At 60.2% G+C, this 26,433-nt stretch carries 31 protein-coding genes; 18 read left to right on the top strand and 13 right to left on the bottom strand.

The window, feature by feature from the left end; genetic code table 11:
* The first annotated feature begins 102 nt into the window (after positions 1-102).
* A complete protein-coding gene (icd, locus tag ACOWVD_RS06370) occupies positions 103-1,356 on the top strand; it encodes an NADP-dependent isocitrate dehydrogenase (RefSeq protein WP_015377612.1) in 1,254 nt (417 codons plus the stop codon).
* An 84-nt stretch (positions 1,357-1,440) separates the two neighbouring features.
* Here the strand turns inward: icd and uspF are convergent, their stop codons facing one another.
* Positions 1,441-1,896, bottom strand: a complete 456-nt coding sequence (gene uspF, locus ACOWVD_RS06365) for a universal stress protein UspF (RefSeq protein ID WP_004941216.1) — start codon at positions 1,894-1,896, stop codon at positions 1,441-1,443.
* A gap of 342 nt (positions 1,897-2,238) precedes the next feature.
* On the opposite strand from uspF, the gene ACOWVD_RS06360 reads away from it, so the two are divergent.
* Together ACOWVD_RS06360 and ACOWVD_RS06355 are read left to right on the top strand one after the other, a co-directional pair.
* On the top strand, positions 2,239-2,577 hold the full coding sequence (locus ACOWVD_RS06360; RefSeq protein ID WP_049208761.1) for a hypothetical protein: 339 nt from the start codon (positions 2,239-2,241) through the stop codon (positions 2,575-2,577).
* A 116-nt stretch (positions 2,578-2,693) separates the two neighbouring features.
* A complete protein-coding gene (locus ACOWVD_RS06355) occupies positions 2,694-3,092 on the top strand; it encodes a hypothetical protein (protein ID WP_164095012.1) in 399 nt (132 codons plus the stop codon).
* A gap of 189 nt (positions 3,093-3,281) precedes the next feature.
* On the opposite strand, the gene ACOWVD_RS06350 is transcribed toward ACOWVD_RS06355, so the two are convergent.
* The gene (locus tag ACOWVD_RS06350) at positions 3,282-3,596 is read right to left on the bottom strand and encodes a hypothetical protein (protein ID WP_421105506.1); all 315 of its coding nucleotides are present in this window, start codon (positions 3,594-3,596) and stop codon (positions 3,282-3,284) included.
* 146 nt (positions 3,597-3,742) lie between these two features.
* Here ACOWVD_RS06350 and ACOWVD_RS06345 point away from each other — a divergent pair, with 146 nt between their 5' ends.
* Entirely contained in the window at positions 3,743-4,162 is a 420-nt protein-coding gene (locus tag ACOWVD_RS06345) for a GNAT family N-acetyltransferase (protein WP_015377617.1), read from the top strand.
* On the opposite strand, the gene ACOWVD_RS06340 is transcribed toward ACOWVD_RS06345, so the two are convergent.
* Together ACOWVD_RS06340 and ACOWVD_RS06335 are read right to left on the bottom strand one after the other, a co-directional pair.
* On the bottom strand, positions 4,159-4,371 hold the full coding sequence (locus ACOWVD_RS06340) for a hypothetical protein (RefSeq protein ID WP_015377618.1): 213 nt from the start codon (positions 4,369-4,371) through the stop codon (positions 4,159-4,161). The two genes, ACOWVD_RS06345 and ACOWVD_RS06340, sit on opposite strands and share 4 nt — an antisense overlap.
* 93 nt (positions 4,372-4,464) lie before the next feature.
* Positions 4,465-5,580 carry an AI-2E family transporter gene (locus ACOWVD_RS06335; RefSeq protein WP_033640590.1) on the bottom strand — a complete coding sequence of 372 codons (1,116 nt, stop codon included), beginning with the start codon at positions 5,578-5,580 and terminating at the stop codon, positions 4,465-4,467.
* Positions 5,581-5,874: 294 nt separating this feature from the next.
* On the opposite strand from ACOWVD_RS06335, the gene ACOWVD_RS06330 reads away from it, so the two are divergent.
* Positions 5,875-6,012 (top strand): hypothetical protein, encoded by a 138-nt coding sequence (locus ACOWVD_RS06330; RefSeq protein ID WP_004941229.1) that lies wholly within the window; start codon positions 5,875-5,877, stop codon positions 6,010-6,012.
* An 85-nt stretch (positions 6,013-6,097) separates the two neighbouring features.
* On the opposite strand, the gene ACOWVD_RS06325 is transcribed toward ACOWVD_RS06330, so the two are convergent.
* Positions 6,098-6,307: a tautomerase family protein gene (locus ACOWVD_RS06325; RefSeq protein ID WP_197799847.1), complete on the bottom strand. Its 210-nt coding sequence runs from the start codon at positions 6,305-6,307 to the stop codon at positions 6,098-6,100.
* A 17-nt stretch (positions 6,308-6,324) separates the two neighbouring features.
* Positions 6,325-7,065 carry an SDR family NAD(P)-dependent oxidoreductase gene (locus tag ACOWVD_RS06320; RefSeq protein WP_015377621.1) on the bottom strand — a complete coding sequence of 247 codons (741 nt, stop codon included), beginning with the start codon at positions 7,063-7,065 and terminating at the stop codon, positions 6,325-6,327.
* Positions 7,066-7,187: 122 nt separating this feature from the next.
* Between ACOWVD_RS06320 and ACOWVD_RS06315 the strand changes: the two genes are divergently transcribed.
* A complete protein-coding gene (locus ACOWVD_RS06315; RefSeq protein WP_049240214.1) occupies positions 7,188-8,090 on the top strand; it encodes a LysR family transcriptional regulator in 903 nt (300 codons plus the stop codon).
* Here the strand turns inward: ACOWVD_RS06315 and ACOWVD_RS06310 are convergent.
* Positions 8,065-9,273 (bottom strand): CynX/NimT family MFS transporter, encoded by a 1,209-nt coding sequence (locus ACOWVD_RS06310; protein ID WP_421105505.1) that lies wholly within the window; start codon positions 9,271-9,273, stop codon positions 8,065-8,067. The genes ACOWVD_RS06315 and ACOWVD_RS06310 overlap by 26 nt on opposite strands.
* A 228-nt stretch (positions 9,274-9,501) precedes the next feature.
* On the opposite strand from ACOWVD_RS06310, the gene ACOWVD_RS06305 reads away from it, so the two are divergent.
* The 5 genes from ACOWVD_RS06305 (at position 9,502) to ACOWVD_RS06285 (ending at position 13,876) form a co-directional block, all read left to right on the top strand.
* Positions 9,502-9,960, top strand: a complete 459-nt coding sequence (locus tag ACOWVD_RS06305) for a hypothetical protein (protein ID WP_015377624.1) — start codon at positions 9,502-9,504, stop codon at positions 9,958-9,960.
* Positions 9,961-10,058: 98 nt separating this feature from the next.
* On the top strand, positions 10,059-10,475 hold the full coding sequence (locus tag ACOWVD_RS06300) for a DUF2000 domain-containing protein (protein WP_004941246.1): 417 nt from the start codon (positions 10,059-10,061) through the stop codon (positions 10,473-10,475).
* 72 nt (positions 10,476-10,547) lie between these two features.
* Positions 10,548-11,579: a LacI family DNA-binding transcriptional regulator gene (locus ACOWVD_RS06295; protein WP_421105504.1), complete on the top strand. Its 1,032-nt coding sequence runs from the start codon at positions 10,548-10,550 to the stop codon at positions 11,577-11,579.
* 186 nt (positions 11,580-11,765) lie between these two features.
* Positions 11,766-12,689: a TIM barrel protein gene (locus ACOWVD_RS06290; RefSeq protein ID WP_049240211.1), complete on the top strand. Its 924-nt coding sequence runs from the start codon at positions 11,766-11,768 to the stop codon at positions 12,687-12,689.
* 14 nt (positions 12,690-12,703) lie between these two features.
* Positions 12,704-13,876 carry a Gfo/Idh/MocA family protein gene (locus ACOWVD_RS06285; RefSeq protein ID WP_021505534.1) on the top strand — a complete coding sequence of 391 codons (1,173 nt, stop codon included), beginning with the start codon at positions 12,704-12,706 and terminating at the stop codon, positions 13,874-13,876.
* 13 nt (positions 13,877-13,889) lie between these two features.
* Here ACOWVD_RS06285 and ACOWVD_RS06280 read toward each other — a convergent pair whose 3' ends face one another.
* Positions 13,890-14,240 carry a GFA family protein gene (locus tag ACOWVD_RS06280; RefSeq protein ID WP_004941257.1) on the bottom strand — a complete coding sequence of 117 codons (351 nt, stop codon included), beginning with the start codon at positions 14,238-14,240 and terminating at the stop codon, positions 13,890-13,892.
* Between the two features lie 141 nt (positions 14,241-14,381).
* Between ACOWVD_RS06280 and ACOWVD_RS06275 the strand changes: the two genes are divergently transcribed.
* From ACOWVD_RS06275 to ACOWVD_RS06265, 3 genes are all read left to right on the top strand, one after another.
* A complete protein-coding gene (locus ACOWVD_RS06275; RefSeq protein WP_004941260.1) occupies positions 14,382-14,591 on the top strand; it encodes a hypothetical protein in 210 nt (69 codons plus the stop codon).
* Positions 14,592-14,745: 154 nt separating this feature from the next.
* Positions 14,746-15,867: an SMP-30/gluconolactonase/LRE family protein gene (locus ACOWVD_RS06270; RefSeq protein WP_197763788.1), complete on the top strand. Its 1,122-nt coding sequence runs from the start codon at positions 14,746-14,748 to the stop codon at positions 15,865-15,867.
* Between the two features lie 26 nt (positions 15,868-15,893).
* Positions 15,894-16,538 carry a Qnr family pentapeptide repeat protein gene (locus ACOWVD_RS06265; protein ID WP_015377630.1) on the top strand — a complete coding sequence of 215 codons (645 nt, stop codon included), beginning with the start codon at positions 15,894-15,896 and terminating at the stop codon, positions 16,536-16,538.
* Here the strand turns inward: ACOWVD_RS06265 and ACOWVD_RS06260 are convergent.
* Positions 16,528-17,145, bottom strand: a complete 618-nt coding sequence (locus ACOWVD_RS06260) for a LysE family translocator (RefSeq protein WP_021505532.1) — start codon at positions 17,143-17,145, stop codon at positions 16,528-16,530. The two genes, ACOWVD_RS06265 and ACOWVD_RS06260, sit on opposite strands and share 11 nt — an antisense overlap.
* 279 nt (positions 17,146-17,424) lie before the next feature.
* Here ACOWVD_RS06260 and ACOWVD_RS06255 point away from each other — a divergent pair, with 279 nt between their 5' ends.
* Positions 17,425-17,853: a universal stress protein gene (locus ACOWVD_RS06255; protein WP_033633267.1), complete on the top strand. Its 429-nt coding sequence runs from the start codon at positions 17,425-17,427 to the stop codon at positions 17,851-17,853.
* Positions 17,854-18,167: 314 nt separating this feature from the next.
* Positions 18,168-18,923 carry an SDR family NAD(P)-dependent oxidoreductase gene (locus ACOWVD_RS06250; RefSeq protein ID WP_004941275.1) on the top strand — a complete coding sequence of 252 codons (756 nt, stop codon included), beginning with the start codon at positions 18,168-18,170 and terminating at the stop codon, positions 18,921-18,923.
* A gap of 43 nt (positions 18,924-18,966) precedes the next feature.
* On the opposite strand, the gene ACOWVD_RS06245 is transcribed toward ACOWVD_RS06250, so the two are convergent.
* From ACOWVD_RS06245 to puuD, 4 genes are read right to left on the bottom strand one after another with little or no spacing between them, the layout of a single operon-like run.
* A complete protein-coding gene (locus ACOWVD_RS06245) occupies positions 18,967-20,247 on the bottom strand; it encodes an NAD(P)/FAD-dependent oxidoreductase (RefSeq protein ID WP_004941279.1) in 1,281 nt (426 codons plus the stop codon).
* A gap of 11 nt (positions 20,248-20,258) precedes the next feature.
* The gene (gene puuC, locus ACOWVD_RS06240) at positions 20,259-21,755 is read right to left on the bottom strand and encodes an aldehyde dehydrogenase PuuC (protein WP_164095016.1); all 1,497 of its coding nucleotides are present in this window, start codon (positions 21,753-21,755) and stop codon (positions 20,259-20,261) included.
* 15 nt (positions 21,756-21,770) lie between these two features.
* The gene (gene puuR / locus ACOWVD_RS06235) at positions 21,771-22,328 is read right to left on the bottom strand and encodes an HTH-type transcriptional regulator PuuR (protein WP_033638246.1); all 558 of its coding nucleotides are present in this window, start codon (positions 22,326-22,328) and stop codon (positions 21,771-21,773) included.
* Entirely contained in the window at positions 22,325-23,086 is a 762-nt protein-coding gene (gene puuD, locus ACOWVD_RS06230; protein ID WP_004941285.1) for a gamma-glutamyl-gamma-aminobutyrate hydrolase, read from the bottom strand. Before puuD ends, puuR begins: the two co-directional genes overlap by 4 nt.
* A 219-nt stretch (positions 23,087-23,305) precedes the next feature.
* Between puuD and ACOWVD_RS06225 the strand changes: the two genes are divergently transcribed.
* Complete coding sequence (locus ACOWVD_RS06225) at positions 23,306-24,724, top strand: glutamine synthetase family protein (RefSeq protein ID WP_342134775.1); 1,419 nt, start codon at positions 23,306-23,308, stop codon at positions 24,722-24,724.
* A 308-nt stretch (positions 24,725-25,032) separates the two neighbouring features.
* Positions 25,033-26,403 (top strand): APC family permease, encoded by a 1,371-nt coding sequence (locus ACOWVD_RS06220; RefSeq protein WP_004941289.1) that lies wholly within the window; start codon positions 25,033-25,035, stop codon positions 26,401-26,403.
* The last annotated feature ends 30 nt before the right edge of the window (positions 26,404-26,433 follow it).

Raw genomic sequence — 26,433 nt, 5'->3', positions numbered from 1 at the left:
TTATAACCGAATCCGTTTCGGATTGGCGCGGACCGAATATTCAAGTAGTATCTACACGCATCTTACAAAGCATTAACAAAATTGCGCTTGAAGGAGAGGTTGATGGAAAGCAAAGTAGTTGTTCCGGCAGAAGGTAAAAAAATCACGGTTGACGCCCAGGGTAAACTGGTTGTTCCTCATAACCCGATCATTCCGTTCATCGAAGGCGACGGCATCGGCGTTGACGTGACTCCTGCCATGATCCACGTGGTTGATGCGGCCGTTAAAAAGGCTTACCACGGCGAACGTAAAATCTCCTGGATGGAAATCTACACCGGCGAAAAATCTACCCACGTTTACGGTAAAGACGTGTGGCTGCCGGACGAAACTCTGGACCTGATCCGCGACTACCGCGTCGCCATCAAAGGCCCTCTGACCACCCCGGTCGGCGGCGGCATCCGTTCTCTGAACGTGGCCCTGCGCCAGCAGCTGGACCTGTACGTGTGCCTGCGCCCGGTGCGTTACTACCAGGGCACCCCAAGCCCGGTGAAACAGCCTGAGCTGACCGACATGGTGATCTTCCGCGAAAACGCCGAAGACATCTACGCCGGCATCGAGTGGAAAGCCGGTTCCGCCGAAGCGGACAAAGTGATCAAATTCCTGCGCGACGAAATGGGCGTGAAGAAAATCCGCTTCCCGGAGCAGTGCGGTATCGGCGTGAAGCCATGCTCCGAAGAAGGGACCAAGCGTCTGGTGCGTGCGGCGATCGAATACGCCATCACCAACGACCGTGACTCCGTGACCCTGGTTCACAAAGGCAACATCATGAAGTTCACCGAAGGTGCCTTCAAGGATTGGGGCTATGAGCTGGCGCGCGAAGAGTTCGGCGGCGAGCTGATCGACGGCGGCCCATGGCTGAAGATCAAGAACCCGAACACCGGCAAAGAGATCGTGGTTAAAGACGTGATCGCCGACGCCTTCCTGCAGCAGATCCTGCTGCGCCCGGCGGAATACGACGTGATCGCCTGTATGAACCTGAACGGCGACTACATCTCCGACGCCCTGGCGGCCCAGGTCGGCGGCATCGGCATCGCGCCGGGCGCCAACATCGGCTCCGACTGCGCCCTGTTCGAAGCGACTCACGGCACCGCGCCGAAGTACGCCGGCCAGGACAAAGTGAACCCAGGCTCCATCATCCTGTCTGCAGAGATGATGTTGCGCCACATGGGCTGGTTCGAAGCGGCTGACCTGATCGTTAAAGGCATGGAAGGCGCCATCGCCGCCAAGACCGTGACCTATGACTTCGAACGCCTGATGGAAGGTGCTAAACTGCTGAAATGTTCAGAGTTTGGCGACGCTATCGTAAAACACATGTAATGGTGTTGAAGCGTTAAATGAGAACGGGAGCCTTAGGGCTCCCGTTTTTTTACGGTTCAAATATGTGTGAGGTGTCGGACAGGTTCACTGAGTGGCGTTAGCCGATTCACGCACCACCAGCACCGGGCAATTGGCGTGGCGGACGACGGCGGTGGCATTGGAGCCGAGGAGATAAGTGATCGCAGAAGGGCGGTTGGAACCCATCACGATAATCTCCGCGTTGAGCGCATCGGCGAGCTCCAGGATCTGATCTTTGGGATCGCCGACGGCAACGTGCGTGGTCACTCTATCTTCAGGCACGCTGAATTCTTTGGCCGCTTTTGCCAGCCCCTCGGTTGCTACCGCAATGATTTCGTCTTTGGTTTCTATCGCCGCCGTGGCGGCAAAGCCGAAAGCGGCATAGGTGGCGCGCGACGGGATCACCGCCAGGAAATGGACGTGGGAGTCTTCGAGCCTGGCGAGCGCGTTGACATGCGGGATGACCTGCTGTGTTAATTCCGGCTCGGTAATATCGACTGGAACCAGGATAGTTTTATACATACTCCCTCCTTATCGTTTTCAAAAAACTCCACTTTTTGGATTATAGCTGCCCGAGGCAGGGAAAACGGCGATCGGTATGGCAGAACCAAAGAAATTGGTCGCCAAAAGGTAAGGTATGCGGAAATCGCAGGCGTGGCTAGGGGGAGAAGCAGTTACAGTCAGTATATTTGGTGGCGGAGTGAGAACGGGTCTTGGGATCCTCGTTTTTAACCTTTCTTATGCCTGCGATGTAGTGTCAGACATGCTACAACCCCTATCGTTTTCTCGATTTTCAACTCTGCTGTAGAGTTTATGTGTCGCTGAGATGAATGCGATAACATCAAAAATTACAAGGGGTTAAATATGTACGCTACAGAAACGCACTTCTTGGACAATGGCTATGTTTTCAACATTCCGCCGGTTCCCTACCGCCGTCGCATTGCGGTTCCATTGCTTTTAGCCGTAGCTAAAGGTGGGAAGTCACGTGCTAAACACAAGGTGATTTTTAATGGCGTAAATGTGGCGGAAGCCGCTGCTGCCGGCATTGTTATTCCCGGTGCCCCATCAATGGGAGATACAGGAACTAATAGCTGGAATGGATACATTCAGGCTAATGAATCTGTTTCTATTCAAGGGGTCGGTGAAACAAATGATGGTGGCCAAACGCCAAAATGCATCACTGTTTTGATCGGCGCTGAGTAATGCTAACGAAATAGTCAAACTGGCCGGCTGAATGATAGCGGTCAGTAGTGAATTGTTATCGGCAAGTATTGAGTCGTTGCCCGATGACCAAATGGATATTTGAAAGGGGTAATACCATGAGCGAGCAAGTGATTGAGTTTAGCTTTGACACCATTGCGATGCAGGACAACGCGGGGGCCTCTTTAGCGGAACAGCAATGTCATTATAAAGTCGACGGCGTTGAAGTCTGGAAGAACTACGTGGAGCTTTACAAGTTCAATGACGACGAGATGTTTGGCAACTATAGCGCAAGCATGTTGGCAATCCCCATTGACGCCAATGGAAAGCCGCTTCCGACGGACGTCTATCTACAAGTCCATGGCGTTAATGAGCGTCAGCTTCTGAGCGCCGCTGTTTGCGTCCATGGCGAGTGCGTTGGGTTCCAGGATATTGTGGGGGGTGAAGTCCGGCAGCGTGACGGTGTTTGGGGGCCGACAGTGCAGGCAAACTATACCCGACTCACCAAACAGGCCTGATGGCTAACCAGGTGATGGGCATAAATTGACTGAACCTATTCACCCTGCAGCCACTCTTGAGGAGTGGCTTTTGCGTTGGGGTACTTCACCTCGATGTATCGTCTCGGTCTGGTTTCTAATACTGTCGCCGTGTCATTGCTGTCTGTCTGAGGTCTCACGTATTCCAATTTGTGCCGGGACTCTTCGTTTTCAGCACGCCCTGCTGCTGTAGGCCGGTACTCTTACCGATACATCATCGCGCTCACTTCGGTCTTTAAAACCGTTGCTGCGCATCGTGACCACATAGTAGCGATAGTGATGTTTCTGTGCGTATTCGCGCACCAGATCTTCGGCGAACAGGCCGCTGAAGGTGACGGTGGTGACAAACGTCAGCCCTTTCACTTCGTAGGTGCTGATCTCTTGCGGGGTGCCGATATACGGCGGCGGGAACACGGTTTTGTGGAACTGGCAGCCCGCCAGCAGCAGGGTAAACAGCAGGGCGGCGGGTATTTGCGGTATGCTCATCGGGAAAAGCTTTCCTTCCTTGGCGTGTGTTTTAGTAACTCTATAATAGGATTACAAAATTCGGCGGGGATGTAAAAATTATCCCGCTTCGGTTGCCGTTTCGTTGAAGCGGTGTCGCCGCCCCCCATCAGAATGAAGGGATAAACATGTTTGTTCGTCTTGCCACTGAAACCGATGTCGCAGCCCTGATCGCCCTCGACAGCGTCGCCGAACACGAACCGCAGCGCGCGGCGCAGATCCGGGCCTGGTGCGGGCAGGGGGATTGCTATCTTGCCGAGGAACAGGACGTGGTGATGGGCTATGGCGTACTGCACTATCACTTCTTCGGCTGCGGTTTTATCGAGATGCTGATGGTCGGCGAGCGCTATCGCCGCCGGGGCGTCGGGCAGGCGTTGATTACGGCATTGAAGTCCCATTGCCGACACCCGAAGCTGTTCACTTCCACCAATCGTTCCAACCTGCCGATGCAGCGGCTGCTGCTGAACGCCGGATTTGTCGCCAGCGGCCAGATTGACAATCTCGATGACGGCGATCCGGAGCAGGTCTTTTTTATCCCGCTGCGCTAATACAGTCGGACATCGACCGCCTGCTGTTGCAGCCAGGTGCTGACGTAGCCATAAGCGGCATAGAAGGCCAGCAGCGCGAAGATCAGCACCGAAAGCGAGGCCAAAAATTTGACGTCGCCGTGCTTCGAAAGCTGGTAAGCACAAAAGATAAAGGCCAGCAGGCACAGCAGGGTGAAGGCGATGGCCAGCGTGGCGTAGAAAATAAGCATAACGAAACCCGTTCTTCCTTGTGAGCCTGGCAAGGATACCACAGACAAAAAAAGGGGCCCAAACGGGCCCCTGCGTGATTCGCTGCGGGAGGTTTACTCCACCGCGTCGGGATGGTTTTTGCCTTCCTCGATAAATTCTTCGTCGATCTCTTCGATGTTCTCCTCGCTGTCGCGGCCGGACAGGATGTTCCAGCAGGCGATGAACAGCGCGGCGATCAAGGGGCCGATGACGAAGCCGTTGATGCCGTAGATCTCCATGCCGCCCAGGGTGGAGATCAGGATCAGGTAGTCCGGCATTTTGGTGTCTTTGCCCACCAGAAGCGGGCGCAGGATGTTGTCCACCAGGCCGATCACCACCACGAAGAACACTACCAGGAAAATGGCTTTCCACAGCATGCCGGTGGCGAAGAAGTAGATCACCGCCGGCACCCAGATGATGGCGGAGCCCACGGCCGGGATGATCGACAGGAATGCCATCAGCGCGCCCCACAGCAGGCTGCCGTCGATGCCGGTAAAGTAAAACGCCAGCCCGCCGAGCGCGCCTTGCACCACGGCGACCACCACCGTGCCCTTGACGGTGGCGCGGGAGACGGCGGCGAACTTGACGAACAGGTGGTGTTTCACGTGCTGGGAGAGCGGCAGCGCTTCGAGCGCCAGGTTCACCAGATAGGGGCCGTCTTTCAGCAGGAAGAACAGCAGATAGAGCATCACGCCGAAGCCGACGACGAAGTTGAAGGTGCCCTTGCCGATCAGGAACACGCTGCCCGCCAGATATTGCCCGCCCTTGAGCGCCACCTCGGAAAGCTGCTTTTGGATCTCGGCGGCGCTGTTGAGGTTATGCTCCGCCAGGAAGCGCTGCGCCCAGCCGGGCAGGTGGCGCATAAAGTCCGCCAGCATGGTCGGCAATTGGCTGTTGTTGGTCTGCAGCTTGGTGTAGATCACGTTGAATTCCATCGCCAGCGACGAGGCGATGATCGCCAACGGCGTGAACACGATCAGGCAAATCAGCGCCACCGTCAGCAGCGACACCACGCCGTTGCGTTCGCCGACGTACTGCTTCAACTTCTTTTTCACCGGATGGAAAATCACCGCCAGAATAACCGCCCACAGCACCGAGGAGTAATAAGGCCCCAGCACGTCGAGAAAGGCGGCGGTAACGATGAACAGGATCAGAATAAAGAATCCCTTGGAAATGCCTTTAGACATCATAGTCGTCCCTCAAAAGATGAATTTTCAGCATAGATGAACTGAATGAAAACAACACTATCATCACCTTTGCTTAACCGGTAGGGGATTTTTAGTGGCGTATTCCATAGGGTTATTAAGGGCAAGGCGGGCGCCGCACGGTGAACAGGCGGCGGCGTGAGAAAATAAAGAGGGCTAAATAATTAACAAAATTTATCGATTGTGTTTCATTTTGTGAGCCGCGCTTGCCGCCTGCGCCAGGCTTTCCTAGTTTTTAGGAGGGCGGCCGTTCGCCCGATACCGCGAAGGAGTATGCAAATGACTGAACACAAACGACTTGCCGTTATCGAAAAGGTGCTGCTGATCGCTTTCGCCGGCGTGCTGGTTTATCTTGCCGCGACCGGCGCCTTGTCATTATCGGGTCTGGACCATCACTGGCCTTATCCTTCACGCTGAGCGTGATTGATCTCACCACGCAGACCCGATAACGATAACTAGCGGCTGTACCCTACGACACTGGATCCCCAGAATAAATCACCCGTCATTCGCCTCGTTCTTTGGCGCGCAGGGCGGTGACGCTCTCTCCGCCGACGCCCCAGTTGTCGGTGGCTACCTCGTCAATCACCACGAAAGTGGTGTGGCGTGGCTTATTCAGCACCCGTTCCAGCAGCATAGTGGCTCCCTCGATCAGCATGCGCTTTTGCGCGGCGCTGACCCCTTCGTCGGTCACTTTAATGTTGACGTATGGCATGGCGTTTCTCCCCGGTTTCACCAGACGCCGGCGGTGGCGCCGCCGTCAACCGCGAGCGCCGCGCCGGTAACGAAATTGGCGTCGGTCAGATACAGCACCGCATCGACGATGTCCTGCGGCTGGCCGACGCGGCCGGTTGGCGCCAGTTGCCGCATCTGCGCCAGGCTCTGTTCATCATTTTGATGCATCGGCGTGGCGATGATGCCGGGCGCCACGGCGTTGACCATCACGTTGTGCGGCGCTAACTCCAATGCCAGCTCGCGCACGGCGTGGTTAAGGCCGCCTTTAATCAGCACCGGCAGCAAGGCGGGCACTTTGCTGTTGGGCTGCATGGCGATCGACGCGGTGATGGCGACGATGTGGCCGGCGCCGCGTTGCTGCATATGCCGGGCGGCGGCCTGCGCCGGGTAGAAGAAGCCTTTCAGATTGGTTGCCACCATCGCGTCGACCTCCTCCGGCGTATAGTCGGCGATCGGCTTGGCGATAAATATGCCGGCGTTATTGATGAGAATATCTACCTGACCAAAAGCCTGTATCGCCAGGCTGAACAACCGCTCGGCGGTTTCCGGCAGCGCAATGTCTCCCGGCGCCAGCAGCAGATTGGCCGGGCGGCCGAGTTTGTCCGCCGCCGCCTGCAGCCGTTCAAGCGAACGGGCGTTTGCGACAACCTGATAGCCGCGCGCCAGGTAGGCTTGCGCGATGGCGAAGCCCAAGCCGCTCGATGCGCCCGTGACGATGACCGTTTTTACTTTGCTCATTTTCTCTCCTCGACAGGATAGGGATTGATCGTACGTGAACGGTAATCCATACCTGATGATTGAAAAATGAGGAGGAAAGAACTTTAATTTATACCTTATGTAATGAATTGGCAGGGAGAGACATGCAACGCCATTTTGACGACGTTCAGGTGGGCAGCATCGAGCTGTTTTGCCTGACGGTAGAAACCGGCAGCTTCACCGCAGCGGCCAATGCCGCCGGGATAACCCCTGCGGCGGTCAGCCGCTCGGTCGCGCGTCTGGAGACGCGATTGCAGGCGAAGCTGTTTATCCGCACCACACGCCAGATGCGCGTCACGGATGCCGGCCAGCGTTATTACCTGGAATGTCGCCGGGCGCTGAGCCAGCTGATGGAGGCCGAGGCGAGCATTTCCGGCGAACGGGACAAACCGGTGGGCACGCTCAGCATCAGCGCGCCGACGCTGTACGCGCATTTTAGGCTGTTGCCGCGTTTGCCCGAGTTTGCGCAACGCTATCCCGATCTCAAGCTGAATCTGCACGTCAGCAATCAGAATATCGATTTCTCCGAAGATAAATTCGACGTCGCCATTCGCGGCAGCGAGCTGAACGACTCCGGCCTGGCGGCGCGGCGTCTGGAGGAGGCTGAACTGATCGTGGTGGCGACGCCGGGCTATTTGCAACGCCACCCTGCGCCGCTCACGCCGGCGGATCTGGCCCGGCACGATTGCATTCAGTATGCGTTGCCCAGCACCGGCAGAAAAACCGCCTGGACGTTTAAGGTTCAGGGCGAAAACAGCAAAGTGGAAACTGCCGGGCGCTGGCTTTGCCAGGAAGATTACCTCGCCACGCTGACGCTGGTGAAAAGCGGCGCCGGACTGATGCAGGTGTATCGCTTTACCGTCGAACAAGAGTTGAGCAGCGGGGCGCTGGTCGAGGTATTGAAAGATTACGCCGGCGCCTCGCGTCCCTTCATCCTGCTTTACCCCTATGCGCGCTTTGTCCCGCTGAAGGTGCGGAAATTCATCGATTTCCTGACGCAAGCGTAGCCGCCAGCGCCAATACCGCTCCAGACACTGCCGCCGCCAGCACCAGCCACGCCGGGGCCGCCCAGCCGGCTGCGGCCACGATGGCGCTCAGCGCGACCGGGCCGATCACCTGGCCGAGGTAGTTTCCCTGCATCACCAGCCCGAGGCTCAGCGGCAGCAGCGTCGGTTCCGGCGTCGCCGCCGGCGTGGCGGCCAGAATGGTGGCGGGCAGTATGCCGGCGATGGCGCAGAACAGGAAACACAGCGGGATCAGCAGGCCGTTGGGCGTCATCGGCAGGAAAATGCCGACGCCGAAGACCCCGATCAACAGGCTGGTGGCGGCGAGCAGCGTTCTGGCGGGCAGCCCGCGCGACAGCAGCACGCCGGCGGAGAGGTTGCCGATGATGTTGGCCGCCACCGCCGCCGCGCTGATGCCGCCGGCGGCCGCCAGCGACAGGCCGATGCGCTGCATCAGAAAGATCGGCAAAAAGGTCATTACCGAGAAAAACTGCAGGTTGTAAGCGGTGAACATCAGCGCCAGCAACAGCGGCTGGCGCGCCCGCAGCATCGCGCCCAGCGCTTGTCGCAGCGGCAACGGCGGAACGTGCGCCTTGGCGACGCGGCGGGACGTGGTCAGCGGCAGCAGCAGGGCGGCCAGCAGCGTCAACGCCGCACCGGCCTGCCAGCTCTGCTGCCAGTCGGCCAGATGCGGGCCGAAAAACAGTGAAATGGCGATGCCCGCCGGCATGAAGGTGCTCCAGATGCCGAACACCAGGTTGCGCTGCGCCGGGGCGACGATGCGGTTCAGCACCGCCGGCGAGGCAACCACCACGATCACGAAGCCGAGGCCTTCGACAAAGCGGCTGACGATCAGCCCGCTGAAGTCGTGCAGCGTGGCGCCGGCGAAGCTGGCGGCGCTGATGATCAGCAGCCCGAGCGCCAGCAGGCGCCGGTCGCCCCAGCGGCGCACCAGCAGCCCGGCGGCGATGCCGCCGAACACTCCGACGAAGGGAAAGGCCGAAATGACCCAGCTGAGCGCCTCCAGCGAGCGGCCGAACTCGGCCTGCAGCGCCGGCAGCGCGATGGTGGCCTTGCCCACGTGCAGCGCCGCGGCGATGCCGGCGAACAGCACGTTGATGACGGCCAGCCAGGGCGTGGCGGCGGGGGAAATGCGGTCGATGGCGTCCGGTTTAATCGCAGTCATAACACTCTCCAGTGGCGGTAACGCCCTCACTATGCGTCTGCGCTACGACAGAAGTCGTTCAAATGCTGCGCTGTCACGTGGGGAAATTATTCATTTCGAGCTTTAATTTGCGCGCCTCGTTGTTTGGTGTGCCAGCGTGCCGCCCGGCGTGGACGCTCGCCCCCCTGCAGCGGTTTACTGTTCCGGCACGCAGCAGGCGTGTTGAATTCACTTTATAAGGAGCAGTGTATGTCAGAGATGATGAACGAGAGTCGGGCGCCGGCCATTGAATGGAGCTATGGCGGCCGGGGCGATGATATCAGCAGCAGCCTGAGCCTCGACACGGTTGAGGAGCAGCCGCAGGGTTTCTTGATGACGGTCGATCGGCCGGTGCAGATCTTTACAGAGGCGCTGTCGCCGATGATGGCCTTTGTCACGCTGCTGCGCCCGCTGTATGCCAAGACCAGCGCAGGCTTCCAGTATGTGCCGGTTTCTAACCCCTGGACCGACGTGCAGCGCCTGCCGGCCAGCGCGGGCTATCTGGGCGTGCAGGTCAACGCCGGGCTGTTCTTCCACGGCGCCAAGCCGACGCACTATAAAGATCGCGACGGCCAGATGAAACCGATCGACGGCGGCACTATTTTGCAGAACATCACCGTGCTGCATCAGGTGGCCCAGCCGCTGGGGCCTGGCGAAGGCGCGGTCTGAGCCGGCAGTGCTATCACGGGGCCGGACGCGGCCCCTTATCGCGCCTTGAAACCGTGCGCCGGTTGGGTAAAACTGGCTGTCTATTCAAGGAGAAGAGTATGTACAGCGACAACGAGAAAAAGTTTTATATCATCCTCAACCGCAATCACGAACCGGCCACGCTGTTTAACGCCTCCTGCCATCTGACGGCGGGCATCACCGATCTGATCGAGCAGCGCGAGTTTCACCACTATCCGAGCAGCCTCGACGGCGTCAGCGCCAATATGAGCCACTACCCGATCGTGATCCTGCAGGCTAAAAACAGCAGCCAGCTCAGCAACCTGATCCTCAAATGCAAGGAGGAGGGCGTGCTGTCCAACTTCTTCACCACCACCATGCTGTCGCACTCCGCCGAGCAGCAGATCGCCGACACCGCCAATACCCCTTACGAGCAGCTGGATTTCGTGGCGGTGGCGCTCTACGGTGACACCGAGCAGCTTAAGCCGCTGACCAAGAAGTTCTCCGTCTACCGTTAATCGCGAACGGCATCACATCAGGGGCGGCAACGGCTATGATATTTTCCCATCAAATCGTTGATGGAGATGAACATGAGCGGCAAGAAAACCACCATGGCGGCCATCGCCAGAGAGGCGCGGGTCGGCATCGCCACCGTCGATCGGGTGATCAACCAACGCGCATCGGTGCGGCCCGTCACCCAGCGCCGGGTGATTGAGGCGGCGAAAAAGTTGGGGTTCGCGTTGGAGAAGTCCCACTGCCTGTCGGCGGTGCTGGGCAGGCCGGAACGCCGCCTGAGAATGGGGTTCATCCTGCTGCGGCGCGAACACTCTTTCTATGCGCAACTGGCTGATGAACTGATGGCGCAAGCGGCGCCGTATCATGAGCCGGGTCAGCCGCCGCAGTTTATCTTTCACTCTCTCAATGCCATCGGCGACACCGCCGCCGCCATTAGCCAATTGAGCCGCCAGGTGGAAGCGATCGGCGTGCTGGCGCTGGATCACCCCCTGATCCACTATGCCGTAGAAGAAGCCGCCCAGGCGGGCATCAACGTCTTCGCGCTGCTGTCGGATTTATCGGTGCCCAGCCGCGCCGGCTACATCGGTCTGGATAATCAAAAAGCGGGCCGCACCGCCGGTTGGGCGGTGGACCGTCTGTGCCGGCGGCAGGGCGACGTCGGCGTGATCATCGGCGACAACCGTTTTACGTGTCAGGAGGCCTGCGAGATCGGTTTCCGCTCTTATCTGCGTGAGCAGATGAGCGGCCAGCGCGTGCTGGAACCGGTGCGCAGCCATGAGGACGCGGAAACGGCGCGCCGGGTCACGCGTGAACTGCTGGCGAGCCACCCGGAGCTGGCGGCGCTGTACGCGCCGAGCGGCGGTGTGGAGGGCATTATTCAGGCGTTGCGAGAGAGCGGCCGGCAGCATGACATCACGCTGGTGTGCCACGGCCCGGTGCAGGGCGGTGAAATGGCGCTGCTCGACGGCACGGTGGATCTGCTGCTGTGCCACCGCATTCCCGAATTGGCCGCCACGATCGTCGAGACGTTACTAGCCGCCGGTGAACAACCGGGATTACGGCACATCATTAATCGCTTCGATGTGATCACCAAAGAAAACCTCTGACGGCCGATGAGTGGTGGTTGCCGAGAGCAGCGCGCAACCAGGTGCTGCCTTAATTTGATAAAAAACTATCAAATAATTTATCAAAAATAGCGCGATCTCTATCAAAAAATAAAATTTTCATTATTGATAGTTTTGGAATTTTTGTTTGATACTGCCGGCATTCCCTGCAAAAAAGGAGCCGTCGCCATGACTTTGCCTATCGCCAATGCGCCCTGCAGTTGGGGCGTAGATGATCCGAACAACCCCCATTTGCCGCCCTACGCCACGGTTCTGCAAGAAGCGTCGGCGGCCGGCTACCGCAGCATCGAGCTGGGGCCGTGGGGCTATCTGCCGACGCAGAGCGAGGCGCTGTGCGCCGCGCTGGAGCAGCATCGCCTGTCGCTGGTGGCCGGCACGATTTTTGACGATCTGGTCAGCGAGGCGAACATTGAGCGCCTGCTGGATCTGACGCATCGGATTTGCCGCAACCTCTCGCGGGCGCCCAGGGCGGAGCCGAGCGAGGGCGATCGCGCCGCGCCGCCGTTCCTGGTGATTATCGATTTCGGCAATCCGCAACGCGCCAGATTCGCCGGGCGTTCAGATTTAGCACCGCGTTTGTCGCAGGCGGAGTGGCAGAGGATGATCGGGCACATTACGCGCATCAGCGAACTGGCCTGGCGGGAATACGGCGTGCGGCCGGTGGTGCATCCGCACGCCGGCGGCTGTATCGAGTTCGCCGACGAAATCGACCGGTTGGCGGCGGACATTCCGCATCACACCGCCGGATTGTGCCTGGATACCGGCCATCTGTATTACGCCGGGCTGGCCCCGGCTGCCTGGCTGAGCAAGCACTTTGATCGCCTCGATTATCTGCACTTCAAAGACGTCGATCCGCAGGTGTTCCGCGAGGTGCTGGCGCGCGGCGTCGATTTTTTCACCGCCTGCGCCGAGGGCGTCATGTGCCCGTTGGGCAGCGGGGCGATCGATTATCCGCAACTGCGTACGCTGTTGGCCGAGCGCGGATACCGGGGCTGGATCACTATCGAGCAGGAGCGCGATCCGCGCAATGTGCAGGGTAGCCTGCAGGACGTCACCGCCAGCTTGCGCTACTTGCGCGGCCTCGGCTTTTAATCAGGAGAAACACGATGATCAACGGCAGCAAACCTTTGGCGAGATCGTTGCGCTGGGGCATGGTCGGCGGCGGCGGCACCAGCCAGATTGGTTACATCCACCGTTCGGCGGCCTTGCGCGACGGCGCGTTTACTCTGTTGGCCGGCGCGTTCGACATTGACGCCGAACGCGGGCGTGATTTTGGCCGGAGTCTGGGCGTGGCGGCGGAGCGCTGTTATGCGGATTATGCCGAGATGTTCCGCGCCGAAGCCGCGCGGGCGGACGGCATCGAAGCGGTCTCGATCGCCACGCCGAACAACACCCATTACGCCATTTGCCGGGCGGCGCTGGAGGCGGGATTGCACGTGGTGTGCGAGAAGCCGCTGTGTTTCAGCGACGAAGAGGCACAGGCGCTGGCGGCGCTGTGCGAGCGGCAGCGCAAAGTCATCGGCGTGACCTACGGCTATGCCGGGCACCAGATGATTTTGCAGGCGCGGCAGATGATTGCCGATGGCCGGCTGGGGGAAATTCGGCTGGTGAATATGCAGTTCGCTCACGGCTTCCACGCCGCGCCGGTGGAGCAGGATAATCCCAGCACTCGCTGGCGGGTCGATCCGCGCTTTGTCGGCCCCAGCTATGTGCTGGGCGATCTGGCGACCCACACGCTGTTCCTGGCGGAAACCATGGCGCCGCAGCTGAAGATCCGGCGGCTGCTCTGCAGCCGACAAAGCTTTGTGCCGTCGCGCGCGCCGTTGGAGGACAACGCCTATGTGCTGATGGAGTATCACAACGGCGCCATCGGCTCCGTGTGGGCTTCGGCGGTCAACTGCGGTTCGATGCACGGCCAAAAGGTGCGCATTGTCGGTGAAAAGGCCAGCCTGGAGTGGTGGGATGAACAACCCAATCAGCTGCGCTTCGAAGTGCAGGGCGAGCCGGTGCGGATCCTGGAGCGCGGCATGCCGTATCTCGCCGCGTCGGCGCTGGCGGACGATCGCATCGGCGGCGGCCATGCGGAGGGGCTGTTTGAAGCCTGGTCGAATCTCTACCGCCGCTTCGCGCTGGCGATGGACGCCACCGATCGGCGCGACGCGGCCTTCCTGGCCGACTTCTGGTACCCGGACGTGCAGGCCGGCGCGCTGGGCGTGAAGTGGGTGGCGCGCTGCGTGCAATCCGCCGAAACCGACGCCGGCTGGGTCGCCTTCGACTGAGCGCGCGATTCGCTCAGACGCTGGCCCCGTCGTAGCTGTGGATCTGTAACGCATCGAGCGCGACGTCAGGCACGCAGCGCAGATTGACGGCACACATCGCGGCGCCGTCCGGCGCGGTGCCGTAGGCAAAGGGCTGGGCTCCGCAGACTCGGCAGAACTGATGGCGGATCTTGTGCTGATTGAAGGTGTAGGTGCTGAGCCGGTCTTGGCCGCTGCTGAGCGTGAACGCGCTGATGGGAAAGAACGACAGCAACAGCCCCTTGCGGCGGCAGATCGAGCAGTTGCAGCTGAGGGCTTCGGTCGGCAGTTCGGCGTCGACGGTGAAGGTGACGGCGCCGCAGTGGCAGCTTCCCTGGAATGACATGGCGGTGATCCTGTGGCAGGAGGGCGGGTTTGCCCAGTATAGTGCAATTTATCGCCATTCGGCCGCACCGGGCGGGGTTTCCTTAATAAATGCGCGGTTTTCTGGTAGGTTAAGGTTTAACGTCATCAAAAGGAGATCGCGATGTTAGAACATTACTATCCGGCCAATATGGGCGCCGAACCGGTCACGGACGAACAGCACAAACGGCTGGTGGCAGTGCAGGCGGCGCTGGAACTGATCAAGGCCACGCTGTCGGATACCAACGACGGCAACGGCGTGGACTTCCAGCTGAAGGCGGCGGAGAAGCACATCGGTCCGATGGCCGACGCCATTCAGGAAGCCCTGAAGTAACGGTTCGCCGTCACGTCAACCGCCCGTATCGGGCGGTTTTTTTTTTGCGCCGATTACTGCGATTTTTTTAGTGGCGCATTGCCTTTTTCCCGGCTGGTGCCATGAGCGGCGCGATCCTACTCTAGCGATCCGAGTCCTCATCAGGGTCATGCTCATGTTCCGCTTCAGCTTCTTTTCTTTCTTATTGCCGTGCCGCCGACGCGTCACCCAGTTGGCCGGCGCTGCGCTGTTGCTCTGCGGCGTTATGCAGGCGCAGGCCACGCAACGCATCGAGTTTTCACCGGACCCCGCCGGCGCCTACCCTGAGGGCATTGCCTGGAATGCACGCGCCGGTGCGTTCCTTATCTCCTCCCTGCGCGGCGGGCAGCTTGGCCTGGTCTACCCGGATGGCCGCTATCGGCGGTTTTCCACCGGCACGGGGCTTATCACCACCTCCGGCATGCTGGTGGACGCCGAGCGCAACCGGGTGCTGGTGTGCAACGAAGACGTGGGCGTGTCCCGCAACTCTGCCGCCGGCACGCGCAATCGCGTGGCGCAGGTGCTGGAGTTCAATCTCGATACCGGCGTGCTGCAGCAGACGTACGACCTTTCATCGCTAAGCCATGGGCCGACGCTGGCCAACGATCTGACGCTCGACGCACAGGGCAATATCTACGTCACCGACAGCTTCCAGCCGCAGATTTACAAGATCGATCGGGCAACGCGCCAGGTGTCGATTTTGGTGCGCTCAGCGCGCTTGATGCCGGCCGACGCACCCGCCGCTGCGCAGGGCACGCGGCCCTATCTCAATGGCGTCGTGTATCACCCGGACGGCTTCCTGATTGCGGCGGACTACACCCGCGGGCTGCTGTGGAAGGTGACGCTGGATACCACGCTTGCGATAAGTGAAATCAGGCTGCCGCAGCGGCTGAAAGGGCCGGACGGGCTGCGGCTCAAAAACGCCCATGAATTGGTGATCGTACAGTCTTTTCCGGGTGAAAAGGGGAGCATGTCCGGTGACGTGACGCTGCTCTCCTCGACCGACGGCTGGGCCAGTGCGCGTATCGCTGCGGTCGCCGCGCCGCCGGGATTGGATGGGCCGACCGGCGCCGCGCTGCGCGATGGCGAGGTGTGGGTCGTCAACTCCCGTTACCCCCGGCTGTTTGCTGACGTCGCTCAGGCGGAAAGTACCAAGACGTTCAGTATCGTCAAGGTGGCGTTCGAACCGGTCGCAGCGGATGGCCGCCGATCGGCGACGGTTGCCAACCCGGCCGGAATAGGATTAAATGCGCACTGACTGTATAAATAAACAGGTGCGCTGCGATGAGTCTGATGTTGAAGGGTGAAAAGATTGACCGTAACCGCTTTACCGGCGAAAAAATTGAAAACGGCAGTTTTATGCTGTGCGATTTTTCGGGCGCCGATCTGACCGGTACCGAGTTTATCGGCTGCCAGTTTTACGATCGCGACAGCCGACAGGGCGGCAATTTCAGCCGCGCGATCCTGAAAGACGCCAGCTTCAGAAGCTGCGATTTGTCGATGGCCGACTTCCGCCATGCCAGCGCGCTGGGGGTGGAGATCCGCGAATGCCGCGCGCAGGGCGCCGATTTTCGCGGCGCCAGCTTTATGAACATGATCACCAGCCGCACCTGGTTTTGCAGCGCCTATATCACCAAAAGCAACCTGAGCTATGCCAACTTCGCCAAGGTGGTGCTGGAGAAATGCGAGCTGTGGGAAAACCGCTGGCACGGGGCGCAGGTGCTCGGCGCCAGTTTCAGCGGTTCCGATCTGTCCGGCGGCGAATTCTCCGGTTTCGACTGGCGCGCCGCCGATGTCACCCAGTGCGATCTGAGCAACGCGGAACTGGGTGAGTTGGATTTACGCACCACCGATCTGCAGGGCGTTAAAATGGACAGTCACCAGGCCGCTCAACTGCTGGAGCGGCTGGGGATCGCGATCATCGGCTGAGTAACTGCCGCAGTCCCAGTGCGATGATCAAGGTGCCGCAGGCGCGATCGATCCAAGCCTTGCTGCGGCGGTAGGCGCCGGCGACAGGCGCGTGCGACAATACCAGCGCCACCAGCCCGTACCACAAGCTGGCTATCACCGCGACTTCCAGCAGCATGGCGAGAAAAGTCGGTGTAGAAACATGGGCGGGCGCCGCTGATGAGAAGACGGCGGCGTAAAACGCAATGGATTTGGGGTTGGCGATGTTGGTGGCGATACCCTGTAGAAAGGCGGCGCGAAAACCGCTTTTTCCGGTGGCCGCTGGGGTGCCGGAAGAGGGCGCCGCCTGGGCGATAAGCCGATAGCCGAACCACATTAAATAGCCAGCGCCGGCGACTTTAATCGCCATAGCCAACCAGGGGAACAGGGCGAAAACCACGCCGATGCCAAGAAGGGCGCTGCTCGCCCAGAACAGATTGACCAGCACGATGCCGGCCACCAAGGCAAACGCCTCTGTCCGGCGTGCTGAAACGGCTTTGTGAGCGACAGCGACGAAATTGGGGCCGGGGATCACCACGCCGACAATATACACGGTGAAAACGGCGAGTACGGCGGACATATCGATCATGGAAGATTGCCTGTTACAACAAGAGTACCGTTAGTTTTATAACGAATCCCGCACAGAATCCACCCGACCGATCGCGCCGCCGCTCCGATGACGGCCGGGAAGAGTTACGCATGCGGCACATTCCGGTGAATGCCTGGGGCACCGAGGCGATGGCGCTCGTCGACCGTTTGCCGAGGGGGCAGGCGAGCGGCCCGGCGCTGGGCTAAACTTAAGATGCATAAGAAACATGCGGCAAGGAGCGCCATCCTGTTTACGGATCTGACGAGGAGGGCCGCCATCATGGCTTACCGGCATATCGTTGTCGCCACGGATCTCAGCGAAGACGCCGAGTTCCTGCTGGGCAAGGGCGCCAGACTGGCCGCCGCGCTCAATGCCAAACTTTCCCTGATCTATATCGACATCCACCGCGCCGGCTATTATGTTGATCTGGGCGTGGGCGATTACAACTACACCGATCGCACCTTTTCGGAGCGGGTGAAGAATATGCTCAATGCGATCAAAGGGCAGTCTTCCTATCCGGTGGAAGAGGTGATCGTCAGCCGTGGCGCGTTGACGGAGGAGCTGAATCGGGTGGCGAAGGAAAAAGGGTTCGATCTGGTGATCTTCGGCCATCACCACGATGTCTGGAGCCGGCTGGTTTCTTCGGCGCGTCAGGCGATCAATGAGTTGAACGTCGATCTGCTGGTTGTTCCCATCGAGAAAAAATAGTCGCGGCCGCCGACGGGCGGCTGCTTTTTTCATTCGCATCGCTTATCTCTGAGCGGCCATAACCGTCTATCCGCAATAATCCCGCTTGCTGATAATCTGCCAGGAAAATAGTGACTGCCTGGAATTTTATTTTCTCCATCAATATGTTGGCCAAAATCCGATAAAGATTAACTCAGCGCATTGAAATGATTCGTATACCTCCTTTTGGTTAATAAACCGCACGTTTTGACTGGCTCTCAGGGAGCCTGAGTCTTATCCTCGGAGCAATGAGATTTGTATGACTTATATAAATGCGTTTACATGGAGGAGGTCTCATGCGTTTTGACAATAAAGTCGTGGTTATCACCGGTGCGGGCAATGGCATGGGGGAAGCGGCGGCGCGGCGTTTCTCCGCCGAGGGCGCGATCGTGGTGCTGGCCGACTGGGCCAAGGATGCGGTGGACAAGGTCGCCGCTTCGCTGCCGAAGGGCCGAGCGATGGCGGTGCATATCGACGTTTCCGATCACGTCGCGGTTGAAAAAATGATGAACGAGGTGGTGGAAAAACTGGGCCGCATCGACGTCCTGCTGAACAATGCCGGCGTGCACGTGGCGGGCAGCGTGCTGGAAACCAGCGTCGACGACTGGCGTCGCATCGCCGGGGTCGATATCGACGGCGTGGTGTTCTGCTCCAAATTCGCCTTGCCGCACCTGCTGAAGACCAAGGGCTGCATCGTCAATACCGCGTCGGTGTCCGGCCTGGGCGGTGACTGGGGCGCGGCTTATTACTGCGCGGCGAAAGGCGCGGTGGTCAACCTGACGCGCGCCATGGCGCTCGATCACGGCGGTGACGGCGTGCGCATCAACTCGGTCTGCCCGAGCCTGGTCAAAACCAACATGACCAACGGCTGGCCGCAGGAGATCCGCGATAAGTTCAATGAGCGCATCGCGCTGGGGCGCGCGGCGGAGCCGGAAGAAGTGGCGGCGGTGATGGCGTTTCTGGCCAGCGACGACGCCAGCTTTATCAATGGCGCCAATATTCCGGTCGATGGCGGGGCGACCGCCTCAGACGGCCAACCGAAGATCGTCTAAGCGTTAACGCACAGGCCCGGCCATGATGACCGGGCCTGCTGTTTTAGACGCCGATGCGGTCGCGCAGCGTGTAGTAGGCCGCGCCGATGGCGGTGAACGGGATCTGCAGGTTGCGTCCGCCGAAGAACGGCAGGTGCGGCAGTTTGGCGAAGGCGTCGAAGCGTTCGGCGTCGCCGCGCATCAGCTCGGCGATCAGCTTGCCCGCCAGATGGGTGCAGGTCACGCCGTGGCCGCTGTAGCCCTGCATGTAGTACACGTTATTCTCCAGCCGACCGAACTGCGGCATGCGCGACAGCGTCAGCAGGAAGTTGCCGGTCCAACGATAGTCGATACGCACCCCTTTCAGCTGCGGGAAGGTCTTCAGCAGCTTTGGCCGGATCAGGTTGTCGATGTCGTCCGGATCGCGCGCACCGTACACCACGCCGCCGCCGTACAGCAGGCGATGATCGGCGGTGATGCGGTAGTAATCCAGCAGGTAGTTACAGTCTTCCACGCAGTAATTCTGCGGGATCAGCGCCTGCGCGATCTCCGGCGCCAACGGTTCGGTGGTCACCACCTGAGTGCCGCACGGCATGCTGCGTTTGGCCAGCCGCGGCTCCAGCTTGTCGCCCAGGTAGGCGTTGCCGGCGACGATGACGAAGCGCGCCTTCACCTGGCCGTTGGCGGTGCTGATGAGCGCCGGTTCGCCGTGGCGGATGTTCGTCACCGCCGATTGCTCGAAGATGCGCCCGCCCTGCAGGCGAATCGCCTCGGCCTCGCCCAGCGCCAGATTGAGCGGATGGATGTGGCCGCCGCTGTGATCGAGCAGCGCGCCGACATAGCGATCGCTGGCGACCTCCTGGCGCACCCGGTCCGCATCGAGCAGCTCGAGCTGGGTATTGCCGTAGCGCTCCCAGTTGCGCTTTTGCTCGATCAGCGCATGGAACTGCTTGTTGTTCAGGGCGGCGAAGATGCCGCCGGGGCGGTAGTCGCAGTCGATGGCGTAGCGGCTGATGCGGCTGCGAATGATCTCCGCGCCTTCAAACATCATGCTGCCGAGCAGGCGGGCGCTTTCCGCGCCGTAGCGCTCCTCGATCACATCAATGTCGCGGCTGTAAGAGTTGACCAACTGGCCGCCGTTGCGGCCGCTGGCGCCGAAACCGATGCGCGCCGCTTCCAACACCACCACGTCGTAACCGGCTTCCACCAGGAACAGCGCGGAGGAGAGGCCGGTATAGCCGCCGCCGATCACGCAGACGTCGCACTCGAGAGATTCATTCAATTGCGGATAGGGCTGATGAGCGTTGGCCGTGGCCGCATAGTAGCTTTTTACGTGTTCAGTCATGAGAGAAGCCCTTATTCCAGCGAGATCCAGGTGGTTTTCAATTCGGTGAATTTGTCCAGCGCGTGCAGCGATTTGTCGCGGCCGTTGCCGCTCTGCTTATAGCCGCCGAACGGCACGGTCATGTCACCGTCATTGTAGTTGTTGACGAACACCGTGCCGGCTTTCAGCTGGCGCGCCATGCGGTGCGCCCGCGCCAGATCGCGGGTCCAGACCGCGGCGCCGAGGCCGTAGTCGCTGTCGTTGGCCAGCTGCAGCGCCTGTTGCTCGTCGTCGAAGGCGGTCACCGCCAACACCGGGCCGAAGATTTCATCGCGCGCCACGTTCATGGCATTGTCCACCTGGGTGAGGATGGTCGGCCCCAGATAGCCGGCGTGGTCGCCCTGTGGATGGTCGCGCCCGTCGAGGAACAGTGCGGCGCCCTGGCTCAGCCCCCGCTCGATATAGCCGGCCACTTTCTCGCAGTGGCCGCTGTCGATCAGCGTGCCCATCACCGTAGCGGGATCGAGCGGGTCGCCGGGGATGAAGGCCGCCGCATGTTTGCGCAGCGCCTGCAGGAACGCTTGCTCAATGCTCGCTTCGACCAGCAGGCGAGTGCCGGCGATGCACACCTGCCCCTGATTATAGAAGATGCCGGCGGCGGCGCTGCGGGCGGCCTGATCCAGATCCGGGCAGTCGGCAAAGACGATGTTGGCGCTCTTGCCGCCGGCCTCCAGCCAGACGCGCTTCATGTTCGATTCGCCGGCGTAAATCATCAGCTGTTTCGCCACCAGGGTGGAGCCGGTAAAGGTGAGGGCATCGACGTCGCGGTGCAGCGCCAGCGCCTTGCCGGCGTCGTGGCCATAGCCGGGCACCACGTTCAGCACGCCGTCCGGCAACCCGGCCTGTTGCGCCAGTTTGCCGAGCAGGATGGCGCTCAGCGGCGATTTTTCGGAGGGTTTGAGCACCACGCTGTTGCCGGCGGCCAGCGCCGGGCCGAGTTTCCAGCAGGCCAGCAGCAGCGGGAAGTTCCAGGGCACGATGGCGCCGACCACGCCGATCGGTTCGCGCTCGATCAGCGCCAGCGCATCGCGGCCGGTGGGGGCGATTTCGCCGTACACCTTATCGATCGCTTCGGCGTACCAGCGGATGCAGCGGATAGCGCCCGGCACGTCGTCGCGCAGGCTGTGGCGAATCGGTTTGCCGGTGTCCAGCGTTTCCAGCAGCGCCAGCTCTTCGTGATGCTGCTCCATCAGATCGGCGAAGCGCAGCAGCGTGGCTTTGCGTTGCGCCGGCGCGGCCTGCGCCCAGTCGCCGCGTTCAAAGGCGGCGCGCGCCGCGCTGACCGCCCGATCGATGTCGGCGGCTTCACCGCGCGCGACCTGCGCCAGCTCACGGCGGCCGGCGGGATCTTCCACGGCGAAACGCTTCCCCGCGGCGGCCGGCTGGTAGCGGCCGTCGATAAACAGCTGGTGCTCAATCTTCAGGGCCTGCGCCCGTTGTTGCCAATACTGCAAATGGTGAAAGTTCATGCCTGGCTCCGTTGATCAGAATGTCGTCGGCGTATGGGCGCTGATAATCCGGCAAATGCGCGCCGACGTGTTGCTGAAGCTGTGGGGAATGCCGGTATTGATGGCGTAGCTCTGCCCGGCCAGCAGGTGATAGCTCTGGCCGTTGACCTGCAGCACCACTTCGCCCTCCAGCAGCGTGCCGATCTCTTCCCCTTGGTGTTTGATGCGCTCGCCGGTGGTGGTGCCCGGTTCGTAGGTCTCGATCATCATTGCCAGCGTGCGGTTCGGATCGCCGTTGTGGATCAGCTTCATCGAAACGCCCTGGCTGCCGATTTCGATCAGATCGTCACTGCCTATCACGATCTGCGGTTCTGCCGGTTTTTCCGGCTCGGCGAAAAACGCCGACAGCGACAGACCGTATACCGTCAGCAGCTTTTGCAGCGTGCTGATGGCCGGGCTGACCTTATCTTGCTCGATAGTACTGATGGCGCTGTGGGTTAACCCAGACAGTTCGGCGACCCGGCGCTGCGACAACCCCAATTGTTGACGGATCTGCGACAGACGTTTTCCCGGTGCCAAGCTGACGTCGCTCATGGGCGTTTTTCCTTTTGATAGTTCCGACAGGCGGTAATGAAACCATCAAACAACAGGCGCGACAGGGCGTACTCGTCGCTGTTCCACTCCGGGTGCCACTGCACGCCGAGCGCGAAGGGCTGATCGCGCACGCTGATCGCCTCCACCAGTCCGTCGGCGGCGTGCGCCTCGATGCGAACGCTCGCGCCCAGGGTTTTGGCGCCCTGGCCGTGCAGCGAGTTCACCCAGAATCTGTTGCAATCCGGTATCAGTTGCGAAAGCAGCCCCCCTTCCTGAACGATGACTTCATGGGCGGGGGCGTATTGCTGTTCCAGCGGCAGGTCGTGATCTTCACGATGCTCCAGCAGCTCGGGCAGTTCGTACAGGCGGCGATGCAGGGTGCCTTGGGTGGCGACCACCATCTCCTGCATGCCGCGGCAAATGGCGAAAAGGGGAATGCGCCTGTCGAACGCCTGGCGGAGCAGCGCCAGGCTCAACGCGTCTCGGCCAGGATCGGCGTCAGGCTCATCGCCGTTTTCACCATAAAGGTGCGGCTGCACATTACTGGGGCTGCCCGGCAGCAAAATGCCGTCGAGGCGCGGCAACAGTTCCGCCAGCATTTCCGGCTCCGCCAGCGCGTGCGGCAGGGCGATCGGCAAGCCGCCGGCGGTGATAACGGCATTCAGGTACTTTTCTTGCAAGGTCTGTGTGAGGTGCCCGTTTAACCTATACCTGCACATGACGACGCCGATGACTGGTCTGTTAAATATATTGTCCATGCTATCCCCTTGGTACGTTCGAAATTATGAACGATAAGCTTCTCCACCGCCGATTTCGTTCAATATTCTATAAATCTAGCAGTCGATCGGGCAATATTCAAACCAAAAGTAACACTTGCAAAACAAATTTGTTTCATCTACGTTTCATTTGTGGGCATTATATTGAACAACACGGTCAATAAACATCGACGACAGCAAAACACAAACGGCGGGTGAACCATGCAGACCAACATCGTAGAAGTGGAAAACTTTGTTCAGCACAGTGAAGAGAGACGAAGTAGCGCGTTCCAGCGCGAAGTGAAGAAGTACCTGGAACGTTATCCGTTAACCCAACATGTCGACGTACTGCTGACCGATCTGAACGGCAGCTTCCGCGGCAAACGCATCCCGGTCGGCGGCCTGAACAAACTGGAGAAGGGCTGTTATTTCCCTGCGTCGGTATTTGCGATGGATATTCTCGGCAACGTCGTAGAAGAGGCCGGGCTGGGGCAGGAGTTGGGCGAGCCGGATCACGTGTGCGTGCCGGTGCCGGGCACGCTGACGCCGTCGGCGGCGGACCCGCAATATATCGCGCAGGTGCTGCTCACCATGCTGGATGAAGATGGCACTCCCTTTGACGTTGAACCGCGCAATGTGCTGAACCGAGTGTGGCAGCGTTTGCGTCAGCGCGGGCTTTCCCCCGTGGTAGCGGTAGAGTTGGAGTTCTATCTCATCGATCGTCAACGTGATGCGGAGGGCTATCTGCAGCCGCCTTGCGCGCCGGGAACCCAGGAGCGCAACACCCAAAGCCAGGTGTACTCCGTCGATAACCTGAACCATTTCGCCGATGTGCTGAGCGAAATCGACGAGCTGGCCCGTTTGCAGGGCATTCCGGCGGACGGCGCGGTGGCGGAGGCGTCGCCGGGGCAGTTCGAAGTCAACCTGCACCATACCGATGATGTGCTGCAGGCCTGCGACCATGCGCTGGCGCTGAAACGGTTGGTGCGCATGGTGGCCGAGAACCACAACATGCAAGCCACCTTTATGGCCAAACCGTATGAAGAGCACGCCGGCAGCGGCATGCACGTGCACATCAGCATGCTGAATGCGCAAGGCGACAATGTGTTCGCCGACGACGACGGCGAAGATTCGGCGCTGCTGAAACAGGCGTTGGCGGGCATGATCGCCCTGATGCCGTCCTCGATGGCGCTGCTGGCGCCGAACGTCAACGCCTATCGCCGTTTCCAGCCCGGCATGTATGTGCCGACCCAGGCTTCCTGGGGGCATAACAACCGCACCGTGGCGCTGCGCATTCCCTGCGGCGATCGCGACAACCACCGCGTGGAGTATCGCGTGGCGGGCGCCGACGCCAACCCTTATCTGGTGATGGCGACCATTCTGGCCGGCATCGTCTACGGCCTGGAAACCGCATTGCCGCTGCCTGGGCCGGTGACCGGCAACGGGCTGGAGCAGGACGGGCTACCGTTCCCAATCCGCCAGAGCGACGCGCTGTACGAGTTTGAACATCAGCCGGTGCTCAATGCATTGCTGGGCGAACGCTTCAGCCATGTCTACCTGGCCTGCAAAACCGACGAGCTGGTGCAGTTCGAGCGTCTGATCACCGAAACCGAAATCGAGTGGATGCTGAAAAACGCCTGATCCCGCTCACCTAACGACTACCGCGCGCGTCCGGCGCATTTCATCGGCTCTCCTGTGGCCGGTGAGGCTGCGCGCTGCGGTAAAGAATTTCTTCTATCACGGCGTACAGGACGCCGACGAGGAAATAACCATGACTCAGTCATCCCCATGCGCAGGCGTTTGCCTGTGCCGCAGTGCCTACGGGCCGGTCGCCGGCCGCCCGACAGTGACCCCAAATCGTTTTTCCCGCCGCCTGAACAGCAGTTTCCCCGCGGCCTCTCTGAATGACGTTGCACGGTTGACAGCAGAGGACCAAAAGGGGAACTGCCATGACGATTAAAGCCATCGACAGCGGCCCGGCGGGCAAACCGCAGCTGCGCAAATCCCTCAAGCTGTGGCAAGTGGTGATGATGGGCCTGGCCTATCTGACCCCGATGACAGTGTTCGACACCTTCGGCATTGTCTCCGGCCTCACCGACGGCCATGTGCCGACCTCCTATTTGCTGGCGCTGGCCGGCGTGTTGTTCACCGCCATCAGCTACGGCAAACTGGTGCGCCAGTTTCCCACCGCCGGTTCCGCCTACACCTATGCGCAGAAGGCGATCAACCCGCACGTCGGTTTTCTGGTGGGGTGGTCGTCGCTGCTGGATTATCTGTTCCTGCCGATGATCAATACGCTGCTGGCGAAGATTTACCTGACCGCGTTGTTCCCGGAAGTGCCGCCCTGGGTGTGGGTGGTGGGCTTCGTCATCCTGATCACCGCCATCAACCTGAAAAGCGTCAATCTGGTGGCCAACTTCAATACCCTGTTCGTGCTGGCGCAGGTGGCGATCATTCTGGTATTTATCTACCTGGTGGTGCGCGGCCTGCACAACGGCGAGGGGATGGGCACGGTGTGGAGCCTGCGGCCGTTCCTCAGCGAGAATGCCCACCTGCTGCCGATCATTACCGGCGCGACTATCCTGTGCTTCTCGTTCCTCGGTTTTGACGCGGTCACCACGCTGTGCGAGGAGACGCCCGACGCCGCCAAGGTTATTCCGCGCGCCATCTTCCTGACTGCGCTGTACGGCGGGGTGATCTTTATTAGCGTTTCGTTCTTTATCCAGCTGTTTTTCCCGACCATTCAACGCTTTCACCAACCCGACGCCGCGTTGCCGGAGATCGCGCTGTACGTCGGCGGCAAGCTGTTCCAGTCGATCTTCCTGTGCGTGACCTTTATCAACACGTTGGCCTCCGGCCTGGCGTCGCACGCCAGCGTGTCGCGCCTGCTGTATGTGATGGGGCGTGACAACGTGTTCCCGGAGAAATTCTTCGGCTATATCCACCCCAAATGGCGCACGCCGGCGCTGAACGTACTGATGGTCGGGCTGGTGGCGTTGTCGGCGCTGTCGTTCGATCTGGTGACCGCTACGGCGCTGATCAACTTTGGCGCGCTGGTGGCCTTTACCTTCGTTAATCTGTCGGTGATCAGCCACTTCTTTATTCGCGAAGGGCGCAACAAAAGCTGGAAGGATCGCTTCAACTTCCTGTTCCTGCCGCTGGTGGGGGCGTTGACGGTGGGGGTGCTGTGGCTGAACCTGGAGAAGAGCTCGCTGACCATGGGGCTTATCTGGGCGACGCTGGGTTTCGGCTATTTGGCCTGGCTGACCAGACGTTTTCGTCAGCCGCCGCCGCAGTTGGAGCGGCAACCGCAGCAATAAATTCACAGGCGGGAGTTTCCCGCCTTTCTT

The sequence above is a fragment of the Serratia sp. SA088 genome (genome assembly GCF_049065515.1).
Classification (GTDB): domain Bacteria; phylum Pseudomonadota; class Gammaproteobacteria; order Enterobacterales; family Enterobacteriaceae; genus Serratia; species Serratia nematodiphila.
This window is presented reverse-complemented; position numbering and strand designations above follow the sequence as displayed.